Source organism: Algibacter pectinivorans (genome assembly GCF_900112595.1).
GTDB lineage: Bacteria > Bacteroidota > Bacteroidia > Flavobacteriales > Flavobacteriaceae > Algibacter_B > Algibacter_B pectinivorans.
The window spans coordinates 133,770-157,074 of the sequence record NZ_FOMI01000009.1; the positions used below are offsets into that span (position 1 = coordinate 133,770).

The window sequence follows — 23,305 nt, forward strand, 5'->3', positions numbered from 1 at the left end:
CTACAAAGGTAGCCTTTTTTTAAGTTATTATAAAAGTATTCTACGAGTCTAAACTCCTGATTTCCGTTTAAATTGTTATTCTCGTGAAAATGGGAAATTAAATAAAACTATTCTTTACTTACTAAATCTATGAAGCGTAAATGTCATGGCACTTAATAGAAAAAATGCGCCTATTTGGTGTGCAACCCCTAACCAAAGCGGAACCGCGTATATTATAGTTAAAACACCCAGTAAAAATTGTATTCCTACTAAAACTAACAAGGCATTTATACCTTTATTTTGTAGTGTAGTAAGTGTTAATTTGCGCGATTTGAACCATAGTACTAAAATAGCTATAACAACTAAGTAGGCTAAAGTTCTGTGCACAAATTGGATGCCACTTGGGTTTTCTATTAGGTTTTTGTAAAACGGATTTAGTGTGTAAACCGTGTGGTGCATAAACTTGTTTTCGTTCATTAAAGGCCAGTGGTTATGAAGCAAACCGGCTTTTAAACCCGCAACAAACGCACCATAAATGATTTGAACGATAAGTATAATGTAACTCCCTATAATAAGTTTTTTAAAGGACTTATTAATTGTTTTTCTATTCGGGTATAATAGATCTAAGGCTACCCAAAGTGTAGCTGCAAAGGTTAAAAAAGCCGTTGTTAAATGCGCTGCTAGCCTAAAATGACTAACATCTGGCATGTCTACCAAACCACTTTTAACCATGTACCAACCTAAAAAGCCTTGAAAACCTCCTAGTATTAATAATACAACACATTTTTTTATGGTGCTTTTGGTAAGTTGTTTAGTCGCTAAAAAATATAAAAACGGAATAATAAATACTAGGCCAATAACCCTACCAATTACCCTGTGTAGCCATTCCCAGAAATAAATACTTTTAAAATCGCTTATTGTAAAATGAGAATGTAATTTTTGAAACTCCGGATATTGTTTGTATAAATTAAAAGCTTCTTCCCACTCGGCATTATTTAATGGCGGAATAGTACCGGTAATTAGTTTATAATTTGAAATGGATAATCCAGAGTCTGTAAGTCTAGTTATGCCACCAACAACTACCATAATAAAAATTAATGCACATCCGGTAAGCAACCAATAGATAACTTTTTTGTTGTCCTTTTTCATATTAAATTAACGCTTTTTCAAAACATATACTATTTTCAATATTTGCATATTGGCCGTAGTTAGGTATAACTTTATACTTGTTTTTATTATAAAACTGCACAGCTTCAACTTGTCTTTTTCCTGTTTCTAGTATGCACTTTTTATATCCTAATTCCTTTGCCCAATCCTCTAAACCTTTTAAAATTTTAGTAGCAAGACCTAAGTTTCTGGTTTCTGGCCTTGTAAACATGCGTTTAACTTCTACAATATTGCTATCAACCGCTTTAAAAGCACCACAACCTACTGGCTTGTTGTCTATATAGGCTACAATAGTGTTTTTAAGAGCGTCTATACTGTTGTATTGATGGTAAAAATCATGCTCATCGCCATCAACTATAGTTAAATATGCATCTAATTGAGATACCAAATCTTTAAAGTCCTTGTTCTCTGAATCTGTTTTAACTAAATGCATGCAACTGTTTTTATCTTAGCACTGTATTTTATATATTTTTTGTATTTGCCACTTGTAATCCTAAACGTTTTCCTTCCTTTAGCATTAATTGAAATGCAGCTTCATAGTCGTTCGGGATAGTGCCTTCTAGTATAGCTTCTTTAATACTTTCTTTTATTAAACCAATTTCGCGAGAAGGTTTAAGGTTAAATGTTTTAATAATTTCTTCACCAGATATTGGCGGTTGAAAATTTCTAACATGATCGCGAGCTTCTACTTCAATAATTTTTTCACGAACAATTTTAAAATTGTTATGGTATTTGTTGAATTTTTTAGGATTCTTAGTTGTTATATCGGCTTCACATAGCGTCATTAAATCTTCAACATAATCACCTGCATCAAAAACCAAACGACGCACTGCCGAATCTGTAGCCGTATCATCGGCTAAAACGATAGGGCGAGAGCTCATAAATACCATTTTCTGAACAAACTTCATTTTATCATTTAATGGCATTTTTAGTCTTTTAAACAAATGATAAACCATTTTTGAGCCTTCAAATTCATGTCCATGAAAGGTCCATCCTACTTTTTTACTAAACTTTTTGGTTGACGCTTTTCCTATGTCGTGCAATAAGGCTGCCCAACGTAACCAAAGATTATCGGTGTTTTCGCAAATGTTATCGACTACCTCTAGGGTATGATAAAAATTGTCTTTATGGCGTTGCCCTTCAACTTCGTCAATACCTTTTAGGGCTGTTAATTCTGGTAGGATGTGTTTTAATAACCCTGTTTTTTCTAGTAATAAAAATCCTTTTGACGGTTTTTTGCTTTCAAGAATTTTATGAAGCTCGGTAACTATACGCTCGTTAGTAATTATTTTAATACGATCGCTATTATTAGTTATAGCTTCCAGCGATTTTGTTTCTATAATAAAATCTAGTTGCGTAGCAAACCTAATGGCTCGTAACATGCGTAACGGGTCGTCACTATAAGTTATATCTGGGTTTAAAGGCGTTTTAATAATTTTATTTTCTAAATCATTTACACCATTAAAGGGGTCTAATAAATCGCCAAAAGCATCTTCGTTTAAATTTAGGGCCAGTGCGTTTATAGTGAAATCTCTTCGGTTTTGGTCGTCTTCTAAAGAGCCATTTTCAACAGATGGATTTCTGCTATCTTCTGTATAAGATTCTTTTCTTGCACCAACAAATTCAATTTCAATATCATCATGCCTTAGCATAGCCGTACCATAAGTTTTAAAAACTTGTACCTTGGTTTTAGTAGGTAGATTTTTAGCAACTTGTTTAGCTAATTGGATGCCATCTCCAATGGCAACAATGTCTATGTCTTTAGCATCACCACGTTTTAAGAGAAAATCGCGAACAAAGCCACCTATTACAAAAGATTCTAGTTGAAGTTCTTTTGCCGATTTTGATATGATTTTAAATATGTTATGTTGTAGTGCTTCTTTGTAATTCATGGTTGTGTTTTGGCCACTAATTCACTAATTTTTATGTTTTACTTTTATGTTCTAACTCCACTAATTAAAATCTCATAAAATTATTCTTTTATGCTGCAGATAATCTTTATGAAAATTAGCTAAAAGGGCTAATTTGTTATTACTAACTTTTAAATAATTTAAGCATTGTGAAATATGTTTATTATGAATGGCTTCCGAACATTTTATTTCAAGTATGATTTTGTCATATATGATAAAATCAGCATAAAATTTGTGAGATAATATGGTGTCTTTATACTTTACAGCATATTCCTTTTCTCTTTCAAATGGTATGTTTTTTTCCTTTAATTCGTATTCAATAGCATCTTTATAAACAATTTCAGAAAAGCCACTTCCTAAGTTATTATATACTTCAAATAATATCCCAACTATGCTATAACTCTCAGATTTATATAATAGATCAGTCATAATAATTAGTGCATTTGTGGCTAAAAATTACTCTCGAATAATTTTTACAACATTACTGTTACTAATCTTAATAATTGATGACGGTTTATTGCAAATTTTTTCGTGGTGCAAATTTACTACATAATCGACACCTTTTAAAATCTCATCACTTATTTCTTTAAACGATTTTGGAGTCGGATCACCACTAATATTAGCCGAAGTTGAAACCAATGGTTTATTTAGTTTTCGGGATATCCAGTAGCAGAAATCATCGTTTGGAATTCTTATAGCAATACTACCATCGTCGGCAATTAAATTAGGGGCTAAATTTTTAGCATCGTCATAAATAATGGTTGTTGGTTTTTCTGAAATTTCAATAATGTTTAAGGCTGTTTCTGGTACGGTATTAACATATTGTTTTAGCATTCTATCGTCTGCAACCAAACATATAAGAGCTTTAGAGTCTACCCTGTTTTTTAAGTTGTATACTTTTTTAACCGCTTCTGGGTTTGTGGCATCGCAACCAATACCCCAAACGGTATCTGTTGGGTAAAGGATAATGCCGCCGTTTTTTAAGATTTGTAAGGCGTTGTTAATTTCGGTTTGCATATGTAATGTTATAATACAGCAAAATTAATAATAACGCTTTAATTGTAAAGATTTATATTTGTTTAAGTTATGTTTAATGACCTAGAAATAGGTATAGCTAAATAGACAGGCATTTTATTAAATGGTTTAGATGTTTTTATAAAAAGTAATATATTGATTTCTTAATGCAATAAAATATAAAGAAGTGAAACGAATAACTTTAATCGGACCAAATTCTTTTGGGTATCTTGATTTTTTAATTACTGCGTTGCAAGCAAAACAAGACGTAGAGGTAACTTATATTAATTATTCGGTATTCAAATATAGTTATAGCTCTAAGCTCGAGAACCTTAAAAATGTTTTTATAAAAGCGTTTCTTAATAAGAACATAAAGGACAGTTATAAATCTAAGTGTATTTTAGATTGTTTATCTGGAAAAGCAAAACAAGATTTTATTGTGCTTATTCGCCCAGATAAAATAGAGAAGAAAACTTTATTGAAATTAAAAAACTATACAGAGAATTTATTCGCTTTTTATTTTGATGCTATTGCTAAATTTCCAAAGAAAAAAGAACTCATTCCTATTTTTGATAAGGTTTATAGTTATGAAAAGGATGATGTTGAAACTTATGGTTTAGAATTTATAACGAATTATATCTATGATTTTGATGATAAAAAACCAGAAATTTTTTCTTACAAAGTTTTTAATATTTCATCTTATGATTCAAGATTTAAAACTTTAAAAAATATAGCAGAGTTCCTCAAGAAAAATCATATAAAATATAATATAATTGTTAGAAAGGAAATTGTTTTTAATGATGATTTAGTTACTGTGGTACCTGAATATTTGCCTTTAAATGAAGTAAAGAAGCATATTTTGAATTCTGAAATACTCTTAGATATCCAAAAAGGTAATCAAAAAGGGTTAAGCTTTAGGGTTTTTGAAGCTTTGGGCTACAACAAAAAACTAATTACAACAAACAAAGATATTATAAATTATAATTTTTATAATTCTAATAATATTTTAGTGATTAATAGTGAGAATATCGATATACCATCATCTTTTTTTAATATACCTTATACCGAAATAGATAAAGACATCTTGTTTCCTTATACTTTAGAAGGTTGGATTCAAAAAGTGTTTTCCGTTTAAGAATGGTTTTTATGAATTTTTAAAAGCTCTTCGCGCATTTTCTCTGTAATAACCTCTTTTGTAAAGTTCTCCTTTAAATGCTTAAACCCATTTTTAATAAACTTTTCTTTTAGTTCTTTATTCTCTAAAACAGTTAATACCGCCTCAGCAAAGGATTCTGGGTTTTCTTTTTCGCAAAGCAAACCTGTTTGGTTATGGTTTACTACTTCAGGAATACCAGCCGCATTGGTGGCTACAATAGGCACGTGGCTAGCATAAGCTTCTAATAGAACACCTCCTGTAGGCTCTAGTTTTGATGTGAACAAAAACAGATCAAAATCAGCAAATATTTCAGAAATATCGTTTCTAAAACCTAAAAATAAAATGTGGTTTTCAAGTCCTAATTCTTTAGTAAACGCCTTTATTTCATCTTCCATTTTACCAGTACCAATTAATAAAAATTTAGCGTTTGGTAGTTTATCTTTTAAAATATTTACTGTTTTTATAAATGTATAATGATCTTTAAAAGGTACAAAGGCCGATATGTTTGCTATTAATTGTGTGGTGCGAGGTAAGCCTAACTCGTCATGTAGTTTGTATGATTTTGAAGTGCGCTTAAAGTCATCCAAGTTTGTGGCACTTCCAACAATTGTAAAGCGCGAATGGTCTTTTATTGAAGGGCCTAGAACATCGATAACGGCCTGAGAAACACAAATAAGTTTTACTAAATGCTTATAGTTGTATTTCCATTTACGTAATGGATTAGTTGCTATGTCTTTTATTAAGGTTCTAAAAAACACTAATGGCGTTTTCTTAATAGATAGGAGCGAAGCAATAACACATAAGGTATGTGCTGTACTATTATGGATTAAAACTAAGTCTATTTTTTCGTTCTTAATAACCTGTATAATCTTTTTTATCCAACGTCTACTATATTCTGATTTTAACGGAAGCGCATGCACATTATAATTTTTAGAAACCGCAATTTCTGCCAATTTAGTTTCGGTAGGGCAGATTAAAACCTGATGCTCTATTTTACTATCGAAAGCATCATAATAATATACTATTTGCTGTTCGTGACCACGCCATACACTAGAAGCTGTTATTTGAAGTAATCTCATATATATTTGTATTCTTCAAATGTAAAATAATATATCTAAATTGTGGAAACTTTATAATAAAAAACGTAAAATATTGTAATATTGCGGTATGAAGAATTCAGTAATTCATAACAATTTTAAACCTTATAAAGCGGAAATAGATAACTTTATTTTCAACTTTGATAATGAAGGAGAAGATTTTGGCAATCAAGAGCGTAACAGTTTAAAGCTGTTTAACTTAAATGATAGGTTGGTAAATATTAAGTCTTTTAGAATCCCCAATATTGTAAACCAAATTGCTTATAAATTCTTCAGAAAAAGTAAAGCACAACGCTCTTATGAGTATGCTAATAAATTAACCAATTTAGGTATAGGTACGCCGCAACCAATAGCTTATTATGAGTTTGTGTCTCCTTTTGTGTTTAAAAACAGCTATTATGTAAGTAAGCATCTTAATTGCGATTTAACGTATAGAGAACTTACCACTAATTTTAATTACCCAAATCATGAAGCTATTTTACGTGCTTTTACTAGGTTTACGTTTAATCTTCATGAGAAAGGAATTCATTTTTTAGATCATTCTCCGGGAAACACTTTAATAGAAATTAACCAAGGTGATTATAAATTTTATTTGGTAGATTTAAACCGTATGGAATTTAAGTCTTTAGATTTTGAAACACGAATTAAAAATTTTGCCAAACTTACAATTCATAAAAAAATGGTTGAGGTTATGAGTGATGAGTATGCAAAGTGCTCTGGCGAAGAGTATTCTAGAGTTTTTAACCTAATGTGGAGTGAAACTGAAGCTTTTCAGGCTAGGTACCATAGAAAAAGACGTTTAAAAAATAAAATTAAGTTCTGGAAATCAGCGCGTTAATTTTTTTAGTTCTTGGTATCTAAAACGTACACCATAGGCACTTAAATAACAAATTTGGAAGCCTTCTTTACCATCTAAAATGCCTAATCTAAAAATGTAGTTAGTTAAAAATTTAATTATTGGACGAATATGTAAATTATATACGTTTGGTTTTTTGCCTTTGCTATGCAGTTCTAAAGCTTTTAATTTTGCATAATGCTCCATTTTAGACTTGTAGTGTTCGGCACTATCAAAGCAATAATGTAACATTGTGTTTTTAAGTAATTTACTTTTGCCATCAATTTTAGGCATTTCATGTACAATTTTATCTTCAATATAGCTTACAGTACCTTTTTTAAATAATCGATAAGTGGTATCTGTTTGAAAACCGCTAAAACGAATTCTTTTCTTCTTGAAAAAATAAAGGCGTTTAACTAAAAAGGCAGCAGTACCATTATTACTGCTTACTTCGTTAAGTATTTCATTTTTTAAGGGATTAGGAATACGCTCATCTGCATCAATAAATAATATCCAATTATGGCTTGCTTGCTTAAGTGCAAAATTACGCTGGTCTGCAAAGTTTTTAAACGCACGCTGTATAACCTTTACATTTTTAAATTTAGATAACTTCTCGGGTGTGCCGTCGGTACTAAATGCATCTACAATTATAATTTCATTTGTAAAATTAACTGTGTTAATTACATCTTCTATATGATTTACCTCGTTGTAAGTAATCATTAAAGTTGAAATTTTGCAGTTTTGGTTTTTCAAAATAAAAGGACAGTATTAATTTGTAGTTCGTAAAAATAGTTATTTTTGTGGCAAACAATAGTTTTCTTATTGTAAACCTACTAAACAATTTGTAATAGTAAATTAACAAAATCGTATATGCCTAAACTTTCCGTAATACTAAGTACTTATAATGCAGAAGCATGGCTAGAAAAAGTACTTTGGGGCTATTGTTGTCAAACATTTAAGGATTTTGAAATTGTTATAGCAGACGATGGTTCTGGGCCTAAAACTAAACTTTTAATTGAGGCATTTAAAAAGGACTATAACCTTGATATAAATCATGTTTGGCAAGAGGATGACGGTTTTCAAAAATCTAGAATTTTAAACAAAGCTATAGTTGCTGCTAAAAGCGACTATATTGTAATGAGCGATGGCGATTGTATACCTAGAGCAGATTTTTTGGAAATTCATAATACATTTAAGGAACCAGGTTGCTTTTTATCTGGCGGTTATTTTATGCTACCTATGGACATCTCTATTAAAATTGATAAAAATGATGTTTTTAACGCTAATTGTTTTAATGTAAAGTGGTTAAAAGACAATGGTTTAAGTTCTAGTTTTAAAAATAATAAATTGAGATCAAAAGGTTTTAAATCTCAAGTTTTAAATCTAATTACACCAACAAAACCAAGTTGGAATGGGCATAATGCATCGGGGTGGAAAAAAGATATTGTAGCAATAAATGGTTTTGATGAACGTATGCAATATGGTGGTCAAGATAGAGAATTAGGGGAGCGCCTGGTAAATTATGGTATTAAACCCAAGCAAATTAGATATAGCGCTATTTGCATACATCTAGATCATAAAAGAGGTTATAAAACTCCAGAGTCTATTAATAAAAACCTAGCCATTAGGGCTACTACTAGAAAGGAAAAGCTTAAAACAACAGCTTTTGGTATTCATAAAAACCACTAGTTGCTTAAAAAACTATTAAGCGATTTTATAATTAATTCAGGAGTAAAGGCTTTGTAATATGCTAAATAGTCTTTCTTTATTTCCTTTAATGTTTTTTCACCATACAGTTCTGGTTTAACATCTTTTAAATGGATAGACAGGTGCTTTTTTCCATCTTCAAACATATTCCATGCTTCTTTAGAAATCCAAGGAGAAAAAATAGTAAAGGTAGATATATTCATGGCTTTAGCGATATTAACAGCACCACCTTCATTACCAATTAAGGCGTTACAATGTTTGGTTATTGCCATAAATTCTCTTAAACTTTTTCCAAAAACGTTAAATAATATATGTTTTTGCGTTTCTGAAGTGCATAGTTTTAAAATTTTAGTAGCGTATTCCTTTTGGCTTGGAATATAATTGAATAGAATTTGCCCGCCTGTGTTTTTTACAACCTTATCAATTATTTTGGCCATATAATCAAATGGGTAGGTTTTGTTTTCTTGACTTCCTAATACGCTTATCATAAATAAAGGTTTATAAAAATCTATTTTCATTGTAGTTAAAAATAGTTTTGCTTTATCTATTTCTTGTTTTGTTAAATAAATTTTAGGTTGTATAATTTGGGTTTTATTCCCTAAAATAGGTTCTAATAATTGCAATCTATTTTCTATGGCTAAGCCTGCAATGGTTTTAGGTTTATTAGCTTCAATATAAGTGTTAGAGTAAATAAAAGAACTATACCACTTATGTTTTGATATTTTAAGTTTTGCACTGGATAGTAGTGTAATAGCATTGCTTGAAAATTTAGAATATACATCTATAATAATATTGTATTTACGCTTTTTAACTTGTTTTGCTAGTTTGTATAAAGCTATTTTACTAGTATCTTCTTTATGCGTAAAAAAAATAAAATTGTCTATAAATGGATTATTCTTTACTACTGGATATGTGTGTGTGTTTATTAAATAATCTAATTGTGCTTCAGGAAATTTATGGCGAAGACATTCAAACAAGATACTGCTTGTAAGTACATCACCAATCATTTTTTGTTGTATTATTAAAATTTTCATCCTAGCATCAAATTACAAGCAAAAAATCCCAAAGTCCAACGTTTAACGTGTTGGAATTTGGAATTTAGTTTTTGGAGCTTTAAAATTTAAACCGCAACACTATGCTCACGTAAAGCATCGTTTAACGACGTTTTCTTATTCGTACTTTCTTTACGTTTTCCAATAATTAATGCACAAGGTACATTGTAACTTCCAGAAGGGAATTTTTTGGCGTAACTTCCTGGTATAACTACCGATCTTGCAGGAACAACGCCTTTATACTCTACAGGTTCATTGCCAGTAACATCAATAATTTTTGTGCTCATGGTTAACACAACACCAGCGCCTAAAACAGCTTCGGTTTCTACACGTACACCTTCTACAACGATACAACGGCTACCAATAAAAGCGTTATCTTCTATAATTACAGGGGCAGCTTGTAAAGGCTCTAAAACACCGCCAATACCTACACCTCCAGATAAATGTACATTTTTGCCAATTTGTGCACAACTACCAACAGTTGCCCAAGTATCTACCATGGTACCTTCATCTACATAAGCGCCAATATTTACATAACTAGGCATTAAAATTGTACCTGCAGAAATGTAAGCGCCGTGTCTTGCAACAGCATTAGGTACAACTCTAATACCACGCTCTGCAAAGTTTCTTTTTAATGGAATTTTATCATGATATTCAAAAATACCAGCCTCTAAAGTTTCCATTTTCTGAATTGGGAAATATAAAACAACAGCTTTTTTAACCCATTCGTTTACTTGCCAACCATCTGCTACTGGTTCTGCAACTCTTAATTCGCCTTTATCTAATAAATCTACTACGTGTCTTATTGCTGTGGTGGTCTTTTCGTCTTTCAAAAGATCTCTATTATCCCAAGCGCTTTCGATTGTTTGTTGTAATTCAGTCATTGCTATAATAATTTTTGGCAAATATAATCGCTATCATTTAAAAAGGCGTTTAAATTGAATTTTTTTAAGGAAAAAAGCTTAATAAATTGAATTAGGAAAATGCTGTTTTTTTAGATGAAATACATATATAATCTTACAAATGCAGACAAATAATAAATTGTAGTGTGATTTTCTGTTTTTTAACGTTTAAATGTGTTTTTGGTCTGTTTATCGTTAAAAACATGACGATTCTCTTATAATCGAAAATTCGGGGCGTATAACTAATTTATTATAGTTGAACAGGATAGTGGTTATATCTTTGAATCATCAAAACAAGTGTGATCAATAAATGAAATTAAATTTTTACATATTACTAACTTTATTACTAAGCTTCTCTATAGGAAATGCGCAGAGCACCAACGAAGTTGTAGATAATGAAATTAAAACTATGGTTTCTGTTTCAAGCGAGACAGAGATTTCTACTGTAAAAAATGATATACTATTAATTGAGGCACCTCAATTAAACGAAGTAATTGCTCGTAGTTCTAGCGATATTAGAGTGTATTTAAATCGCAAAAGAAAAGTAAGTAATATTAACTTACTTTTTACAGAAATGAATAAAGCTACTAGAGCATAAATGATAACGTTCAAATATTAATAATAAGGTTAAATGTTAACAAAGGTTATCCAATTGGATAACCTTTGTTATTTTTTATTATATTATTTTTAAAAAAAAAGATGTCAAGAATTTTAGCAATAGATTTTGGTACTAAACGAACCGGAATAGCCGTAACCGACGAATTAAAAATAATAGCTTCTGGTCTTACTACAGTAAATACAAAAGAGTTAATAACCTTTTTAAAAGACTATATAAGTAAAGAAAGTGTTGAACTGTTTTTGGTAGGAGAGCCTAAACAAATGGATAATTCGGCATCCGAAAGCGAAGTTCATATTGTTAAGTTTCTTGCTAAATTAGAAAAAGCAATCCCAAACATACCAATAAAACGGGTAGACGAGCGCTTTACATCAAAAATGGCATTTCAAACCATGATAGATAGTGGTTTGAAAAAAAGTCAAAGGAAAAACAAAGCACTAATAGACGAAATTAGTGCAACGCTAATTCTACAGAGTTACTTATACTCGAAATAGTTAAACAAAAAAAGAATAAATTTTTATTAAATACAAAGCATAAACTATAAGTATTGTATTTTTGCAAAGAATAATAATTTAGAGAATGATTTTACCTATTGTAGCTTACGGAGACGCCGTTTTAAAGAAAAAAGCAAAAGATATCACCAAAGATTACCCTAATTTTGAAGGCTTGCTAGATAATATGTTCGAAACCATGTACAACGCTTATGGCGTAGGGCTTGCAGCACCTCAAATAGGATTGCCAATTCGATTGTTTTTAGTTGATACCACACCGTTTTCGGAAGACGAAGAATTAAGTGATGAAGAACAAAAAGCACTTAGCGGATTTAAACGCGTTTTTATTAATGCTCAAATTACTAAGGAAGAAGGCGATGAATGGGCTTTTAATGAAGGTTGTTTAAGTATTCCAGATGTTAGAGAAGATGTGTTTAGAAAACCTAAAATTACTATAGAATACCTAGACGAAAACTTTACAGCTCATAAGGAAACATTCGATGGTTTAATTGCTCGAGTAATTCAGCACGAATACGACCATATTGAAGGTGTTTTATTTACCGATAAATTATCAAGTTTAAAAAAACGTTTAATAAAAGGTAGGCTTACTAATATCTCTAAAGGTAAAATAAATGTAGACTATCGCATGCGATTTCCAGACCAAAAAAAGAAGCGATAATATTTGCAATACATCAATAAACATTTGATATTTGCGCTTTTCAAAAAATAATTTATGAGTTTAGAAAAAGTAATTTCAATTTCAGGAAAACCAGGGTTATACAAGTTAATTACCCAAACAAGAGGAGGTTTTGTAGCAGAATCGTTAATTGATAATAAACGTATTTCCGTTAGTATGCAAAACAATGTAAGTGTATTAAGTGAGATTGCTATTTATACATTAACCGAAGAGGTGCCTTTAATTCAAGTTTTTCAAAATATAAAAAAGAAGGAAAATGGAGAAAAGACTTCTGTAAAACCAAAGGACAGTAAAGATAAACTTGAAGAGTATTTTTTTAACGTTTTGCCCGACTACGACGAAGACAGAGTGTATGCTAGCGATATTAAAAAGGTGATTCAATGGTATAATCTATTACATGAGCATGGTATGTTGGATAGTTTTGAGCTTAAAGCTGAAAATTCCACAGACGAGCAAGAATAAAATAACGATAAAAAAACCTTCAATTTTTGAAGGTTTTTTTATGCCGTTTTTGTAAGGTACATTAGGTTTTTTCGACCATTTAGTGTCTAACAAAATAATTGTATATAATGAAATCTCTTTGGTTTTTTGATGATGTCAACCTATTTAAGGTGCTTTGTCCGCATAAATTTAAAGCATTTAAAACGGATCATGATTTTGATGCTTATAAAAAACAAGATTACATTTACTTTGAAGAAGATTCTGCTAACAAAGTATACCTCATAGAAAAAGGAAAAGTGAAAATTGGCTACTATAGCGAAGATGGTAATGAAGTAATTAAAGCCATTTTAACACGTGGCGAAATATTTGGGGAAACTGCTATTCTTGGAGAAGAAAAACGAGAGGAATTTGCACAATCTGTAGATAATAATACTAGTATTTGCCCTGTTGGTGTTAATACGATGCATAATTTAATGAGAGACAATCAAACCTTTAGCTTAAAAATATATAAAGTTATAGGGTTTAGGCTTAAAAAGCTTGAAAGACGCTTACAACTTTTACTTTTTAAAGATGCTAAAACTAGGTTGATCGAATTTTTAGACGAATTATGTTCAGAATATGGATACGACTGCGATGAAACTGGGGATAAAATTATTAATCACCCTTATACTCAAAAAGATATAGCCTCTTTAATTGGTACTTCTAGGCCTACGTTAAATATATTGTTAAACGAATTAAAAGAGGAAAACGTTATAAAGTTTACAAGAAAAGAAATAAGAATTTATCATAAAACGGCCTAATGTTAGATAGCTAACATTTTACATTAAAATAGAAATTTATTTTTGAATTATTAAAATAACTAAAAAAAAAATATCATGATTAAAAAAATGTTTTTAGCAGTGTTAGCTGCTGGGGTTTTTGCTACATCTTGTAGTGATGATGACGATACTACAGCAACTTCAAGATTAAACCTTTCATTAGATGGGTTAGAAAATTTAGGAGATAATTTTGTATATGAAGGCTGGATAATTGTGGATGGAGATCCTGTTTCAACAGGTGTATTTACGGTAAACGATAATGGCGAGTTGTCTGAAACTAGTTTCCCGATTTTAAAAGAAACTCTTGATGCGGCAACAAATTTTGTATTAACAATTGAGCCAGCAGTAGATCCAGATCCGGCACCTGCAGATACTAAGTTGCTAATTGGTAGTTTTTCAGGAGAATCAGCTAGTGTAAGTTCAGCAGGTATTGTTGCAGATTTTGCGACTTCTTCTGGTACTTATATTTTAGCAACTCCAACAGATTCTGACGATACTAACGAATCTAGTGGTGTTTGGTTTTTAGATAATTCTTCAGGCTCACCTGTTGCAGGTTTAGAGCTTCCAGCTCTTTCTGCAGGTTGGCAATATGAAGGATGGGTGGTTTTTGATGGTGTTCCTGTAACTACAGGTACATTTCTAGACCCTGCTATGGCAGATGATAATGCAGCTACGTCACCATTTAAAGGAAGTGTTAACAATGGACCTGGTTACCCAGGAGAAGATTACGTTATGGGTTCTGCAGCAGGAATTACCTTTCCTACAGATTTAAAAGGAAGAACAATCGTTATATCTGTAGAACCAAACCCAGATAATAGTCCGGCTCCTTTTACTTTAAAGCCGTTGGCACATGTAGTGCCAGAAGATGCAGCAAATCACACTGCCATTTCTATGGGAACAGGACCTGTTACTGTTTTAACAGGTACGGTTACAAGATAGAATTAATTTTTGTTAGATTTAAGGCATGGTTTTCAAACATTGAAACCATGCCTTTTTAATTTCTAGTGATTATGCAACATAGTATTAAAATAAAAAATATTATTTTTTTTGTATTATTAGGCTTGCTATTATTGCCGCAAACTCGCAAGCCGATACAGGTATATTTACATAAAGGTTTAGCTCTTTTTGCTCCTAATGTTATAGAAGCTTCAAACCAAAGCATAATAAAAGATTATAATTGGGTATTAAAAGGAGAAAACAATACGGACTTTAACTTTACTACAACCAAGAACAAAGTCGTTTTGCTAAACTTTTGGGCCACTTGGTGTCCGCCGTGTATAGCAGAAATGCCTAGTATGCAATTGTTGTATGAGGATTATAAAGATAAAATAGAGTTTGTTTTTGTTTCAAATGAAGATTTTCAAACTACGCATAGCTTCTTAATGGATAATAAATTTTCATTTAGCTCGTTTAAAGCCATTTCCAAATTTCCTGAAGTTTTTAATGTTTCTAGTATTCCCAGAACATTTTTAATTGATAAAAAAGGAAATATAGTAATTGATAAAACAGGCGCATCCAACTGGAATAGCGAAACCGTTAGAGAGACTATTGATGCTTTGCTAAAAAATTAAAAGCTTTACTAGGTATATTTTTCGTAAATTTTACTTTAGTTTTAATACATAATAAAAACGAAATAATAAGTTGAAAATAGTTGTATTAGATGGTTATACCCTTAACCCTGGAGATTTAAGTTGGGATGGTATTGAGCAATTTGGTGATGTAGTTGTTTTTGACAGAACAGCAAACAATACCAAAGAAATTGTAAAGCATATTGGCAATGCCGAAATTGTTTTTACCAATAAAACACCACTTTCTAAGGAGGTTTTACAACAAGTACCGCAGTTAAAATATATAGGCGTTTTGGCTACCGGTTATAATGTGGTAGATGTAAATACTGCAAAAACTATGGGTATTACCGTTACTAATGTACCTACTTACGGTACGCAGGCTGTGGCGCAATTTACCATGGCTTTACTACTAGAGCTGTGCCATAATGTTGGTAGTCATGCTGCTGCTGTAATGGATGGTGAGTGGACTAAATCGAAAGACTTTTGTTTTTGGAATTCACCGCTTATAGAGCTAGACGGCAAAACTTTGGGTATTATTGGTTTTGGTAAAATAGGACAAGCTACAGCAAGAATTGCACAGGCTTTTGGTTTGAAAATTGTCGCTTATAACCGAAGTAAAAACCCAGATTTAGAATCAGAAACCTGTAGATATGTGTCTTTGGATGAATTACTAGAATTATCCGATATTATTAGTTTACATTGTCCGCAAACCGATGTTACAGCAGGAATTATTAATAAAACAAATATTGCTAAAATGAAAGATGGTGTCATGATTATAAATACATCTCGTGGCGGGTTGATAGTTGAAGATCATTTAAAAGACGCTCTAAATTCTGGTAAGGTAGCTGGGGCTGCAGTCGATGTTGTTTCCTCAGAGCCTATTAAGGCAGATAACCCGTTGTTAAGCGCTAAAAACTGTATTATTACACCTCATATTGCTTGGGCATCAAAAGCATCTAGAAGCAGATTGATGCAAACCGCTGTTGATAATTTAAAGTCGTATTTAGAAGGAAAACCTATTAATGTGGTTAATAAGTAATTCGTTTTTTAAACATTTAATTATAGTGTTTTAAAGAACGCCTTTATAAAACTCCAAGAAAATAAAGAGCTCATTATTTTTAATTCTTCAACGAACGAGGACTCTTCGTCTAAAAATCGAAACATAGTTTGTATGCTATTTTTATCATAAAATTTTTCAAAAATCCATTCGCCTTTATAATTTTCATCCTTTAAAACTTTTAAAAATATCTTATCGTAAAACTTAAAGCGGGCCTTAAAAAGCTGTTTAGATGGCGTGTTGTTTGTTTTAATATTTTCAATAATTCTGGCTACTTTTTTTTCGGTATGCTTAAAGGAATAGCCTGTAGATCCTTTAACCCAACCACCACCTGTACCAATTTTAGTTACTTTTTTGGTGTTGAATTTTTCAAAAGGAAAACTAGTCATTGGTATTTGTCCGCTTTCCGTTTCAGTTATCGTATATCGTTCAAGTTTTAAATGCTTGTCTATATATTGTTTTATATAATTATCATAAGTTTCTTCAGAAACCAAATTGGAAGTAAAATAGGTGAATTCAACTAAGGCTTCGGTTTCAGAAAATGGTAATACGTATGTAAATGTGGTTTGCTCGCCGTCTTTCAGTCTGTAATCCATCATGATAATCCTGTTTTTATCGAAAGCGTTTTTATCGGTTTTAATAACCCATCCCTTAAAATGTTGAATTATAGAAATGTGTTTTTCTGAATGAATTAAAAACGACTCAGGAACTCGACTGTCAAAAACATGAGAGGACGTATAGGTATTTTTTAAAGTAGAAACACGTACATCATGCTTTTCCTGTAAATCCGTTACCTCCTCTAAAATGAACGTAAAATTATCTTTTTTCGAGAGGGTGCTTATAGCATGCTTATAAAAGTCTATAGAGTGTATTGATTTATAACTGTATGGTTTTAAGGTTAAATCAATGTGTTTATTTGTTGTAATAACCGAAGCTTTATCCCACGAGTTATGGGTTAAATGGTTCCATGCCGAAGGTTTGGTTTCCCAAAAGCTCCAAGTTTTATCGTTCCCATCTTTTCTAGAAGGATCGATAAGTGCTATGCGTTTACTTTTAAAATAAGAATCGGATGCTATTTTTAATGCCAATTGTAAACCAGCCAATCCATTTCCAATAATAATATAGTCGAAATGGTTTTTACTCATTATTAAAGCGAGTTGGGAAATCTATTTTTTAAAATATTTAAAAGGGACAAACAGCATACCAAAGCACTCACCATCTTCTTTTCCTAAATGCTTGTGGTGCATTTTATGAGCGCGTCTTACGCCTTTAGCATACCAATTGTTGGCGTTTCTAAAAAGTTTAAATCGTTGATGAATAAAAATATCGTGCACAATAAAATACGAAAGTCCATACGCAAAAATGCCTAAACCTATAGGTAAGCCCGCCCAAAAGCTTGTATGTTTCCATAATAAAAAGAACCCTATACTAACTATGGCATAAAATATAAAAAAGGCGTCATTACGCTCGAACCAACTATCATGGTCTTTATGATGGTGATCTTTATGTAAACGCCATAAAAAACCATGCATAATATACTTATGGGTAAACCATGCCATAAATTCCATGAATAAATAGGTGCCTAAAAATATGAGGATCCAATACAAAGTTTGCATGTTGTAATTTTACATTAAATTTAATTGATATTTTACATAACTACGCATTAAGAGTTCTATTTTTTTTGGGTTAGAAACCCGAATTCTAGAATCTTTAATTTTAAGCGCTGGCGTCTTTTTAAGCTTTTTTAATAGTTGACTGTAATATCTATACGCCATAAAAACGCCAAATTTAGCTTCGATAGGTAGTTTTTTAATACCGCTTAAACCTTTTTTAAAATCGGCTTCAATATCGTCAATAATATATTGTTTGGATGTTTCGTCTAGATTTTTTAAATCAGTATTGGGGAAATAGGTACGGTCTAAACCTTCAAAATCGGCTTTTAAATCTCTTAAAAAATTCACTTTTTGAAACGCAGAGCCAAGAGACATAGCAGTGCCTTTAAGCTCGTTAAATTTGTCTTCGTTTCCATTTACAAAAACACGTAAACACATTAAACCAACTACATCGGCAGAACCATATATGTAGTCTTTATATTCGTTTTCGGTTAAATAATTGGATTTATGTAAATCTAACCGCATGCTTTTCATAAAGGCATCTACAAACGACTTGTCAATGTTGTATTTATGAAACGTATGTTGAAAAGAATTTAATATAGGGTTTAAACTAATTTTGTGCGTCAATGCTAATTCTAAGTCTTCAGAAAATTTATTGAATAATAATTCTTTATCATAATCATGAAAAGAATCAACAATCTCGTCGGCAAACCTAACAAAGCCGTATATGTTATAAATATCGGCACGAATGGACTTGTATAGCATTTTTGTAGCCAAAGAAAATGACGTGCTATAAGTCTTGGTTACAAGCTTACTGCTGCTGTAAGAAACGGTATCAAATAAGGACTTCATACTAATATTTCATGGTGTTTTGTTACTAAATCTGCTACTAATTTTCCAGAGATTAACGATGGTGGTACACCTGGTCCAGGAACCGTTAATTGTCCTGTAAAAAATAAATTATCTACTTTCTTACTTTTTAGTTTAGGTCTTAAAAAGGCGGTTTGTAACAATGTATTTGCCATTCCGTAAGCATTGCCTTTGTATGAGTTGTAATCTTTTATAAAATCGTTAATACAAAAGCTTTCCTTAAACATTACATGATCTTTTACGTTTTGAGAGGTTAATTCTTCAAAGCGATCTATAATTTTATTAAAATAGGTCGCTCTTAATTCAGGAGTATCTTCTAGTCCTGGAGCTAAAGGTATTAAAAATATTCCAGCTTCTTTTCCTTCGGGAGCTACATGTTTATCTGTTATGCTAGGAAAACTAGCATAAAAAAGTGGATTTTCTGGCCATTTTGGATTGTCATAAATCGCTTCGGCATGTATATCAAAATCTACATCAAAGAATAATGTATGATGGTTTACGTTTTTAAGTTTCTTATTAAACCCTACATAAAATAGGAGAGAGGAAGGCGCAAAGGTTTTTTTCTGCCAATAAGACTCCGTGTATTGCCTTAAAGATTTATCTATTAAAGTTTCAGTATGGTGATAATCTGCACCACTTACTACAACATCAGAATAATACTTTGTTCCATTCGATTCTAAACCTACTGCCTTTTTATTTTTTACAATAATGCTATCAACAGGGCTTTCTGTTTTAATTTTAACACCAAGCGATTTTGCTAACTTTTCAATGGCTAAGATAACTTGATACATTCCTTTTTTAGGATGAAAAGTGCCCAGTCCAAAATCGGCATAATTCATAAAACTATAAAATGAAGGCGTATCGCTAGGTTTAGCACCTAAAAATAATACTGGAAATTCAAGGATTTTTACTAACCTATCATTTTTAAAAGATTTCCTAACATCTTTTTTTATGGTGCTAAAAAACTGATTAATCTTTGCAATAGTTGCCGGTGTTATTAGCTCTAATGGCGATACTCCAGGATTATAAACTAAGTCTTTTATGGCAATGTCATAATTGTTTTTAGCTTGTTCTATAAACGTTTTAAGTTTTTTTGAACTTCCTGGTTCTTCCTTCTCGAAAGCTATTATAATTTTTTCCAAGGTATCTTCTATGGTAATAAAATCGTCCTTACCAAAATACACGCTATACGCTGGATTTAATTTTTCTAAAGTATAATAGTCGGAAGGTTTTTTATTGAAATCTGAGAAGAAACGCTCAAAGACATCAGGCATCCAATACCATGTTGGACCTATATCAAAAGTGAAACCTTGGATTTGTAGCTGTCTTGCACGACCACCAATAGTTTTATTTTTCTCGAAAATTGTTACGTCGTAGCCAGCTTTAGCCAAATAGCATGCCGATGCTAAAGAGGAGAAACCAGAACCTATTATATTTACAGTTGCTTTCATATTGTTTAACAAATTTAGTTAAAAATTAAACAATATTAAAATTTTTATAAAGGTTTAACTAAATTTTCAATTGAATTAAAGATAGTTATTTTTTCTGGAATGTTTTCTATCTGTACATCAGAAAACTTTTTGCCTAAAACCATTAGACTAGTGTTTTCTCTATTTAAAATTGTATCGTTAAATTTTTCAAGGTATTCTTTAATGTCTTTACTTTCGGGGTATACAGTAAAGTAAGATACAAAAGTCACTTCATCAAAAAATTCAAGTAAATTGCTTAAGTTCTCCATAGGAACACTTTCTCCTAGAAAAATAGTATGGTAACCTTTACTTCTTAATTGATAGTTAATAAATAGAAGGCCAATATCATGAATTTCGTTTTCTGGTAAATAGAGTACAAAGGTACTGGTGTTTGGTTTGGGTTCCAGAAGCTGTAAACGCTCTGTATTTATTAGAATTTTTTGTTTTATAAGTACAGATAAAAAATGCTCATGCGCAGGCGTAATCGTATTGGTTTGCCAAAGCATGCCTATTTCTTCTAGTAAAGGAAGAAATACCGAATAGAAAATTTCGCTAAATGTTTTTGAGTCTAAAAGGTTGTTATATGTGCTATAAAATAAAACTTGATCAAAGTTTACCATAGCCATTTTTAATGCATTAATCGAGTAATCTTCTACGCGCGATCTAGAAGCGATTTCTCGTACTTTAATAGGTATTTCCTCTGGTTTAAGATCTGCAATTTTCGAAATTTTTAAACCATTATTATTCAGATAAGATATGTTTAGTAGTTTTTGAAAACTAGTTAAACTATAGTTTCTAATATTGGTATCGGTACGTTTAGGGCTAAGTAAATTATAGCGTTTTTCCCAAATACGAATGGTATGTGCCTTAATTCCTGTTAGGTTTTCGAGGTCTTTAATACTAAAGTTAACTTTAATGTTGTTCATCTAAAATGAATTTAAGTTAAACAAAAGTATGTTTTTTTAACGTGAATTCTGTAACTTTTATCAATAAAAAGAATAATTTTCACAAAAAGTAGATGAAAATGAAGTGTTTGTTCAGGTAAAAAAGTGCGCACGAGAAGATTCGAACTTCCACATCCTAAACGGATACTGGCCCCTCAAGCCAGCGCGTCTACCAATTCCGCCACGTGCGCATTACAAGGAAGGCAAAAGTATAAAAAGTTAGGGAATATAGGTTATTAAAGAATAAATATATTGCCTGTTCTAAGGCATAAAAGGGGGTAAATTAAAAAAGCCTGAAACATAAGTTACAGGCTTTCAATTTTGTGACCGGGCTGGGGCTCGAACCCAGGACCCTCTCCTTAAAAGGGAGATGCTCTACCAACTGAGCTACCAGGTCATTACTCCAAACTAATAAAACATGTGTTTTTGTTAGCGGGTGCAAATATAGTACCTATTTTTAATTATACAAGGGTTTTTTGCTTCAATATTAGTAAAAGGTATTAGAGGCAATGGGAATTTAAGTTTTTGCTTGATTATTTAGTGGGAAATAAAATTGAAATTAAAGTTTTAAACTTAAAGTAGGGCAGAGTCCAATAAAAAAAGCACTAAAAAAAAGCCCGAAACTAAAGTTTCAGGCTTTCTGTTTGTGACCGGGCTGGGGCTCGAACCCAGGACCCTCTCCTTAAAAGGGAGATGCTCTACCAACTGAGCTACCAGGTCATTACTCCAAACTAACGTAACATAAGTTGTTGTTAGCGGGTGCAAATATAGTACCTATTTTTAATTATACAAGGGTTTTTTTAAATAAATTTTTGTTTTTTTGCACTCGGAATACGTATGTTTTTAAGAATCAATTTATAACGATATAATGATCATTATTTTAATAGGGTATATGGCATCTGGAAAGACGTCTATTGGCAAGAAATTAGCGAAAAAATTGAATTATAATTTTCTAGATCTAGATGATTTTATAGAAGAAAAAGAAAATTTATCGGTTAGCGAGATATTTAAATCCAAAGGTGAAATCTATTTTAGAAAGCAAGAAGCTTTTTATTTAAAAGCGTTATTACAGTCTGAAGATAACACAATTTTATCAGTAGGAGGCGGTACACCATGTTATAGTGGTAATATGGAGGTTATTTTAAATGCAGAACATGCTAAATCCATATATTTAAAGGCTACATTGCCAACATTAGCAAATAAACTATTGCTAAAAAAAGCAAAACGTCCCTTAATTGCTCATATTGAAACTATAGAGGAGATGACTGAGTTTATTGGAAAACATTTGTTTGAACGCTCTCAATATTACAGTCAAGCTGAAATTAAAGTTTCAATTGATAATAAAACTAAAGACGAGGTGGTCGAGGATATTGTTCTCCAACTATTCTAAAACGGCACTAAATACTTTGCCCTCTAAAACAACATCTATATGCTCATGTAGCGATGTAGATAACGAAATACCCTTAAAATCTGCTTTTACAGGGTATTTTTTATGGTTTCTATTTACCAAAACAGCGGTTTTAAATTGCTTTAGTGGCACGTTTAAAAAGTGTTTTACACCATAAATAAGAGTAGTTCCGGAGTTTAAAACATCATCAACCAGCACAATAGATTTGTTTTTGTATTCGTCTTCGTTAATTGATGTTTTTACCTCTTGCCACGGGTGTTTTTTATCAATACTAACTTTACATAATATAGGTGTAATGTCAGATATTTTTTGAAGCACCGTTTTTAACTTTTTGGCAAATACATAACCATTACTGTCAATGCCGGCAAGAACCACTTCTTTTTCGTTAACATTACTTTCATAAATTTGAAAAGCAATGCGTCTTATTTTATGGTTAATTTCGTTATGATTAAGAATAACATTAGTCTTAACAGTCATAATTATATTTGTATAAA

At 31.4% G+C, this 23,305-nt stretch carries 27 protein-coding genes and 3 tRNA genes; 12 read left to right on the plus strand and 18 right to left on the minus strand.

Going from position 1 to position 23,305, the window contains the following annotated elements; all coding sequences use genetic code 11:
• Positions 1–114: 114 nt before the first annotated feature.
• The 5 genes from BMY96_RS13345 to BMY96_RS13365 form a co-directional block, all read right to left on the minus strand.
• Positions 115–1,128, minus strand: a complete 1,014-nt coding sequence (locus tag BMY96_RS13345) for a COX15/CtaA family protein (protein ID WP_092853004.1) — start codon at positions 1,126–1,128, stop codon at positions 115–117.
• Position 1,129: 1 nt separating this feature from the next.
• Complete coding sequence (locus BMY96_RS13350) at positions 1,130–1,579, minus strand: GNAT family N-acetyltransferase (RefSeq protein WP_092853006.1); 450 nt, start codon at positions 1,577–1,579, stop codon at positions 1,130–1,132.
• 28 nt (positions 1,580–1,607) lie between these two features.
• Entirely contained in the window at positions 1,608–3,038 is a 1,431-nt protein-coding gene (locus BMY96_RS13355; protein ID WP_092853008.1) for a CCA tRNA nucleotidyltransferase, read from the minus strand.
• A 72-nt stretch (positions 3,039–3,110) separates the two neighbouring features.
• The gene (locus BMY96_RS13360; RefSeq protein ID WP_092853010.1) at positions 3,111–3,485 is read right to left on the minus strand and encodes a GxxExxY protein; all 375 of its coding nucleotides are present in this window, start codon (positions 3,483–3,485) and stop codon (positions 3,111–3,113) included.
• A gap of 27 nt (positions 3,486–3,512) precedes the next feature.
• Entirely contained in the window at positions 3,513–4,073 is a 561-nt protein-coding gene (locus tag BMY96_RS13365; protein ID WP_092853012.1) for an L-threonylcarbamoyladenylate synthase, read from the minus strand.
• Between the two features lie 184 nt (positions 4,074–4,257).
• Here BMY96_RS13365 and BMY96_RS13370 point away from each other — a divergent pair, with 184 nt between their 5' ends.
• Positions 4,258–5,205 carry a WaaS/CpsH family glycosyltransferase gene (locus BMY96_RS13370; protein ID WP_092853014.1) on the plus strand — a complete coding sequence of 316 codons (948 nt, stop codon included), beginning with the start codon at positions 4,258–4,260 and terminating at the stop codon, positions 5,203–5,205.
• Here BMY96_RS13370 and BMY96_RS13375 read toward each other — a convergent pair.
• Complete coding sequence (locus BMY96_RS13375; protein ID WP_092853015.1) at positions 5,202–6,305, minus strand: glycosyltransferase family 4 protein; 1,104 nt, start codon at positions 6,303–6,305, stop codon at positions 5,202–5,204. The two genes, BMY96_RS13370 and BMY96_RS13375, sit on opposite strands and share 4 nt — an antisense overlap.
• 88 nt (positions 6,306–6,393) lie before the next feature.
• On the opposite strand from BMY96_RS13375, the gene BMY96_RS13380 reads away from it, so the two are divergent.
• A complete protein-coding gene (locus tag BMY96_RS13380; RefSeq protein WP_092853017.1) occupies positions 6,394–7,161 on the plus strand; it encodes a lipopolysaccharide kinase InaA family protein in 768 nt (255 codons plus the stop codon).
• Here BMY96_RS13380 and BMY96_RS13385 read toward each other — a convergent pair.
• Complete coding sequence (locus BMY96_RS13385) at positions 7,150–7,878, minus strand: glycosyltransferase family 2 protein (protein WP_092853019.1); 729 nt, start codon at positions 7,876–7,878, stop codon at positions 7,150–7,152. The two genes, BMY96_RS13380 and BMY96_RS13385, sit on opposite strands and share 12 nt — an antisense overlap.
• A 150-nt stretch (positions 7,879–8,028) precedes the next feature.
• Between BMY96_RS13385 and BMY96_RS13390 the strand changes: the two genes are divergently transcribed.
• Positions 8,029–8,847 (plus strand): glycosyltransferase family 2 protein, encoded by an 819-nt coding sequence (locus tag BMY96_RS13390; RefSeq protein WP_092853021.1) that lies wholly within the window; start codon positions 8,029–8,031, stop codon positions 8,845–8,847.
• Here BMY96_RS13390 and BMY96_RS13395 read toward each other — a convergent pair.
• Both BMY96_RS13395 and BMY96_RS13400 read right to left on the minus strand, forming a co-directional pair.
• Positions 8,844–9,899, minus strand: a complete 1,056-nt coding sequence (locus BMY96_RS13395; protein WP_092853023.1) for a glycosyltransferase family 9 protein — start codon at positions 9,897–9,899, stop codon at positions 8,844–8,846. The two genes, BMY96_RS13390 and BMY96_RS13395, sit on opposite strands and share 4 nt — an antisense overlap.
• Before the next feature lie 86 nt (positions 9,900–9,985).
• Entirely contained in the window at positions 9,986–10,801 is an 816-nt protein-coding gene (locus BMY96_RS13400) for a 2,3,4,5-tetrahydropyridine-2,6-dicarboxylate N-succinyltransferase (protein WP_092853025.1), read from the minus strand.
• Positions 10,802–11,129: 328 nt separating this feature from the next.
• On the opposite strand from BMY96_RS13400, the gene BMY96_RS13405 reads away from it, so the two are divergent.
• From BMY96_RS13405 to BMY96_RS13440, 8 genes are all read left to right on the plus strand, one after another.
• On the plus strand, positions 11,130–11,417 hold the full coding sequence (locus BMY96_RS13405; RefSeq protein WP_092853027.1) for a hypothetical protein: 288 nt from the start codon (positions 11,130–11,132) through the stop codon (positions 11,415–11,417).
• A 101-nt stretch (positions 11,418–11,518) separates the two neighbouring features.
• The gene (gene ruvX, locus BMY96_RS13410) at positions 11,519–11,929 is read left to right on the plus strand and encodes a Holliday junction resolvase RuvX (protein WP_092853029.1); all 411 of its coding nucleotides are present in this window, start codon (positions 11,519–11,521) and stop codon (positions 11,927–11,929) included.
• An 85-nt stretch (positions 11,930–12,014) separates the two neighbouring features.
• A complete protein-coding gene (gene def / locus BMY96_RS13415; RefSeq protein ID WP_092853031.1) occupies positions 12,015–12,605 on the plus strand; it encodes a peptide deformylase in 591 nt (196 codons plus the stop codon).
• Between the two features lie 54 nt (positions 12,606–12,659).
• Positions 12,660–13,085 (plus strand): DUF5606 family protein, encoded by a 426-nt coding sequence (locus BMY96_RS13420; protein ID WP_092853033.1) that lies wholly within the window; start codon positions 12,660–12,662, stop codon positions 13,083–13,085.
• A gap of 107 nt (positions 13,086–13,192) precedes the next feature.
• On the plus strand, positions 13,193–13,864 hold the full coding sequence (locus tag BMY96_RS13425) for a Crp/Fnr family transcriptional regulator (protein ID WP_092853035.1): 672 nt from the start codon (positions 13,193–13,195) through the stop codon (positions 13,862–13,864).
• 75 nt (positions 13,865–13,939) lie between these two features.
• Positions 13,940–14,821 carry an anti-sigma factor gene (locus BMY96_RS13430; RefSeq protein WP_092853037.1) on the plus strand — a complete coding sequence of 294 codons (882 nt, stop codon included), beginning with the start codon at positions 13,940–13,942 and terminating at the stop codon, positions 14,819–14,821.
• A gap of 71 nt (positions 14,822–14,892) precedes the next feature.
• A complete protein-coding gene (locus tag BMY96_RS13435) occupies positions 14,893–15,453 on the plus strand; it encodes a TlpA family protein disulfide reductase (protein WP_092853039.1) in 561 nt (186 codons plus the stop codon).
• Between the two features lie 70 nt (positions 15,454–15,523).
• Positions 15,524–16,489, plus strand: a complete 966-nt coding sequence (locus tag BMY96_RS13440; RefSeq protein ID WP_092853041.1) for a D-2-hydroxyacid dehydrogenase — start codon at positions 15,524–15,526, stop codon at positions 16,487–16,489.
• 20 nt (positions 16,490–16,509) lie between these two features.
• Here the strand turns inward: BMY96_RS13440 and BMY96_RS13445 are convergent, their stop codons facing one another.
• From BMY96_RS13445 to BMY96_RS13480, 8 genes are all read right to left on the minus strand, one after another.
• A complete protein-coding gene (locus BMY96_RS13445; RefSeq protein WP_175473578.1) occupies positions 16,510–17,652 on the minus strand; it encodes a lycopene cyclase family protein in 1,143 nt (380 codons plus the stop codon).
• 21 nt (positions 17,653–17,673) lie between these two features.
• Positions 17,674–18,123 carry a sterol desaturase family protein gene (locus BMY96_RS13450; RefSeq protein ID WP_092853045.1) on the minus strand — a complete coding sequence of 150 codons (450 nt, stop codon included), beginning with the start codon at positions 18,121–18,123 and terminating at the stop codon, positions 17,674–17,676.
• Positions 18,124–18,132: 9 nt separating this feature from the next.
• Complete coding sequence (locus BMY96_RS13455; RefSeq protein WP_092853047.1) at positions 18,133–18,972, minus strand: phytoene/squalene synthase family protein; 840 nt, start codon at positions 18,970–18,972, stop codon at positions 18,133–18,135.
• The gene (locus BMY96_RS13460) at positions 18,969–20,441 is read right to left on the minus strand and encodes a phytoene desaturase family protein (protein WP_092853049.1); all 1,473 of its coding nucleotides are present in this window, start codon (positions 20,439–20,441) and stop codon (positions 18,969–18,971) included. Before BMY96_RS13460 ends, BMY96_RS13455 begins: the two co-directional genes overlap by 4 nt.
• A 44-nt stretch (positions 20,442–20,485) precedes the next feature.
• On the minus strand, positions 20,486–21,385 hold the full coding sequence (locus BMY96_RS13465; protein WP_092853051.1) for a MerR family transcriptional regulator: 900 nt from the start codon (positions 21,383–21,385) through the stop codon (positions 20,486–20,488).
• A gap of 124 nt (positions 21,386–21,509) precedes the next feature.
• Positions 21,510–21,594: transfer RNA gene (locus BMY96_RS13470), tRNA-Leu, on the minus strand.
• 133 nt (positions 21,595–21,727) lie between these two features.
• Positions 21,728–21,800 (minus strand) — tRNA-Lys (locus BMY96_RS13475).
• 250 nt (positions 21,801–22,050) lie between these two features.
• Positions 22,051–22,123: transfer RNA gene (locus tag BMY96_RS13480), tRNA-Lys, on the minus strand.
• A gap of 148 nt (positions 22,124–22,271) precedes the next feature.
• On the opposite strand from BMY96_RS13480, the gene BMY96_RS13485 reads away from it, so the two are divergent.
• Positions 22,272–22,793, plus strand: coding sequence for a shikimate kinase (locus BMY96_RS13485; protein ID WP_092853053.1), 522 nt, complete (start codon positions 22,272–22,274; stop codon positions 22,791–22,793).
• Here BMY96_RS13485 and BMY96_RS13490 read toward each other — a convergent pair.
• Positions 22,785–23,288, minus strand: coding sequence for a phosphoribosyltransferase domain-containing protein (locus BMY96_RS13490; RefSeq protein WP_092853055.1), 504 nt, complete (start codon positions 23,286–23,288; stop codon positions 22,785–22,787). The two genes, BMY96_RS13485 and BMY96_RS13490, sit on opposite strands and share 9 nt — an antisense overlap.
• Between the last annotated feature and the right edge of the window lie 17 nt (positions 23,289–23,305).

Bases quoted from the DNA above. Each gene is read 5' to 3' on its own strand.
- BMY96_RS13485 (WP_092853053.1), top strand. From the start codon at position 22,272: ATGATCATTATTTTAATAGGGTATATGGCATCTGGAAAGACGTCTATT.
- BMY96_RS13445 (WP_175473578.1), bottom strand. From the start codon at position 17,652: ATGAGTAAAAACCATTTCGACTATATTATTATTGGAAATGGATTGGCT.
- BMY96_RS13395 (WP_092853023.1), bottom strand. From the start codon at position 9,899: ATGAAAATTTTAATAATACAACAAAAAATGATTGGTGATGTACTTACA.
- BMY96_RS13425 (WP_092853035.1), top strand. From the start codon at position 13,193: ATGAAATCTCTTTGGTTTTTTGATGATGTCAACCTATTTAAGGTGCTT.
- BMY96_RS13490 (WP_092853055.1), bottom strand. From the start codon at position 23,288: ATGACTGTTAAGACTAATGTTATTCTTAATCATAACGAAATTAACCAT.
- BMY96_RS13390 (WP_092853021.1), top strand. From the start codon at position 8,029: ATGCCTAAACTTTCCGTAATACTAAGTACTTATAATGCAGAAGCATGG.
- BMY96_RS13375 (WP_092853015.1), bottom strand. From the start codon at position 6,305: ATGAGATTACTTCAAATAACAGCTTCTAGTGTATGGCGTGGTCACGAA.
- BMY96_RS13400 (WP_092853025.1), bottom strand. From the start codon at position 10,801: ATGACTGAATTACAACAAACAATCGAAAGCGCTTGGGATAATAGAGAT.
- def (WP_092853031.1), top strand. From the start codon at position 12,015: ATGATTTTACCTATTGTAGCTTACGGAGACGCCGTTTTAAAGAAAAAA.
- BMY96_RS13405 (WP_092853027.1), top strand. From the start codon at position 11,130: ATGAAATTAAATTTTTACATATTACTAACTTTATTACTAAGCTTCTCT.
- BMY96_RS13360 (WP_092853010.1), bottom strand. From the start codon at position 3,485: ATGACTGATCTATTATATAAATCTGAGAGTTATAGCATAGTTGGGATA.
- BMY96_RS13465 (WP_092853051.1), bottom strand. From the start codon at position 21,385: ATGAACAACATTAAAGTTAACTTTAGTATTAAAGACCTCGAAAACCTA.
- BMY96_RS13430 (WP_092853037.1), top strand. From the start codon at position 13,940: ATGATTAAAAAAATGTTTTTAGCAGTGTTAGCTGCTGGGGTTTTTGCT.
- BMY96_RS13460 (WP_092853049.1), bottom strand. From the start codon at position 20,441: ATGAAAGCAACTGTAAATATAATAGGTTCTGGTTTCTCCTCTTTAGCA.
- BMY96_RS13345 (WP_092853004.1), bottom strand. From the start codon at position 1,128: ATGAAAAAGGACAACAAAAAAGTTATCTATTGGTTGCTTACCGGATGT.
- BMY96_RS13420 (WP_092853033.1), top strand. From the start codon at position 12,660: ATGAGTTTAGAAAAAGTAATTTCAATTTCAGGAAAACCAGGGTTATAC.
- BMY96_RS13380 (WP_092853017.1), top strand. From the start codon at position 6,394: ATGAAGAATTCAGTAATTCATAACAATTTTAAACCTTATAAAGCGGAA.
- BMY96_RS13450 (WP_092853045.1), bottom strand. From the start codon at position 18,123: ATGCAAACTTTGTATTGGATCCTCATATTTTTAGGCACCTATTTATTC.
- BMY96_RS13365 (WP_092853012.1), bottom strand. From the start codon at position 4,073: ATGCAAACCGAAATTAACAACGCCTTACAAATCTTAAAAAACGGCGGC.
- BMY96_RS13350 (WP_092853006.1), bottom strand. From the start codon at position 1,579: ATGCATTTAGTTAAAACAGATTCAGAGAACAAGGACTTTAAAGATTTG.
- BMY96_RS13435 (WP_092853039.1), top strand. From the start codon at position 14,893: ATGCAACATAGTATTAAAATAAAAAATATTATTTTTTTTGTATTATTA.
- BMY96_RS13355 (WP_092853008.1), bottom strand. From the start codon at position 3,038: ATGAATTACAAAGAAGCACTACAACATAACATATTTAAAATCATATCA.
- BMY96_RS13455 (WP_092853047.1), bottom strand. From the start codon at position 18,972: ATGAAGTCCTTATTTGATACCGTTTCTTACAGCAGCAGTAAGCTTGTA.
- ruvX (WP_092853029.1), top strand. From the start codon at position 11,519: ATGTCAAGAATTTTAGCAATAGATTTTGGTACTAAACGAACCGGAATA.
- BMY96_RS13385 (WP_092853019.1), bottom strand. From the start codon at position 7,878: ATGATTACTTACAACGAGGTAAATCATATAGAAGATGTAATTAACACA.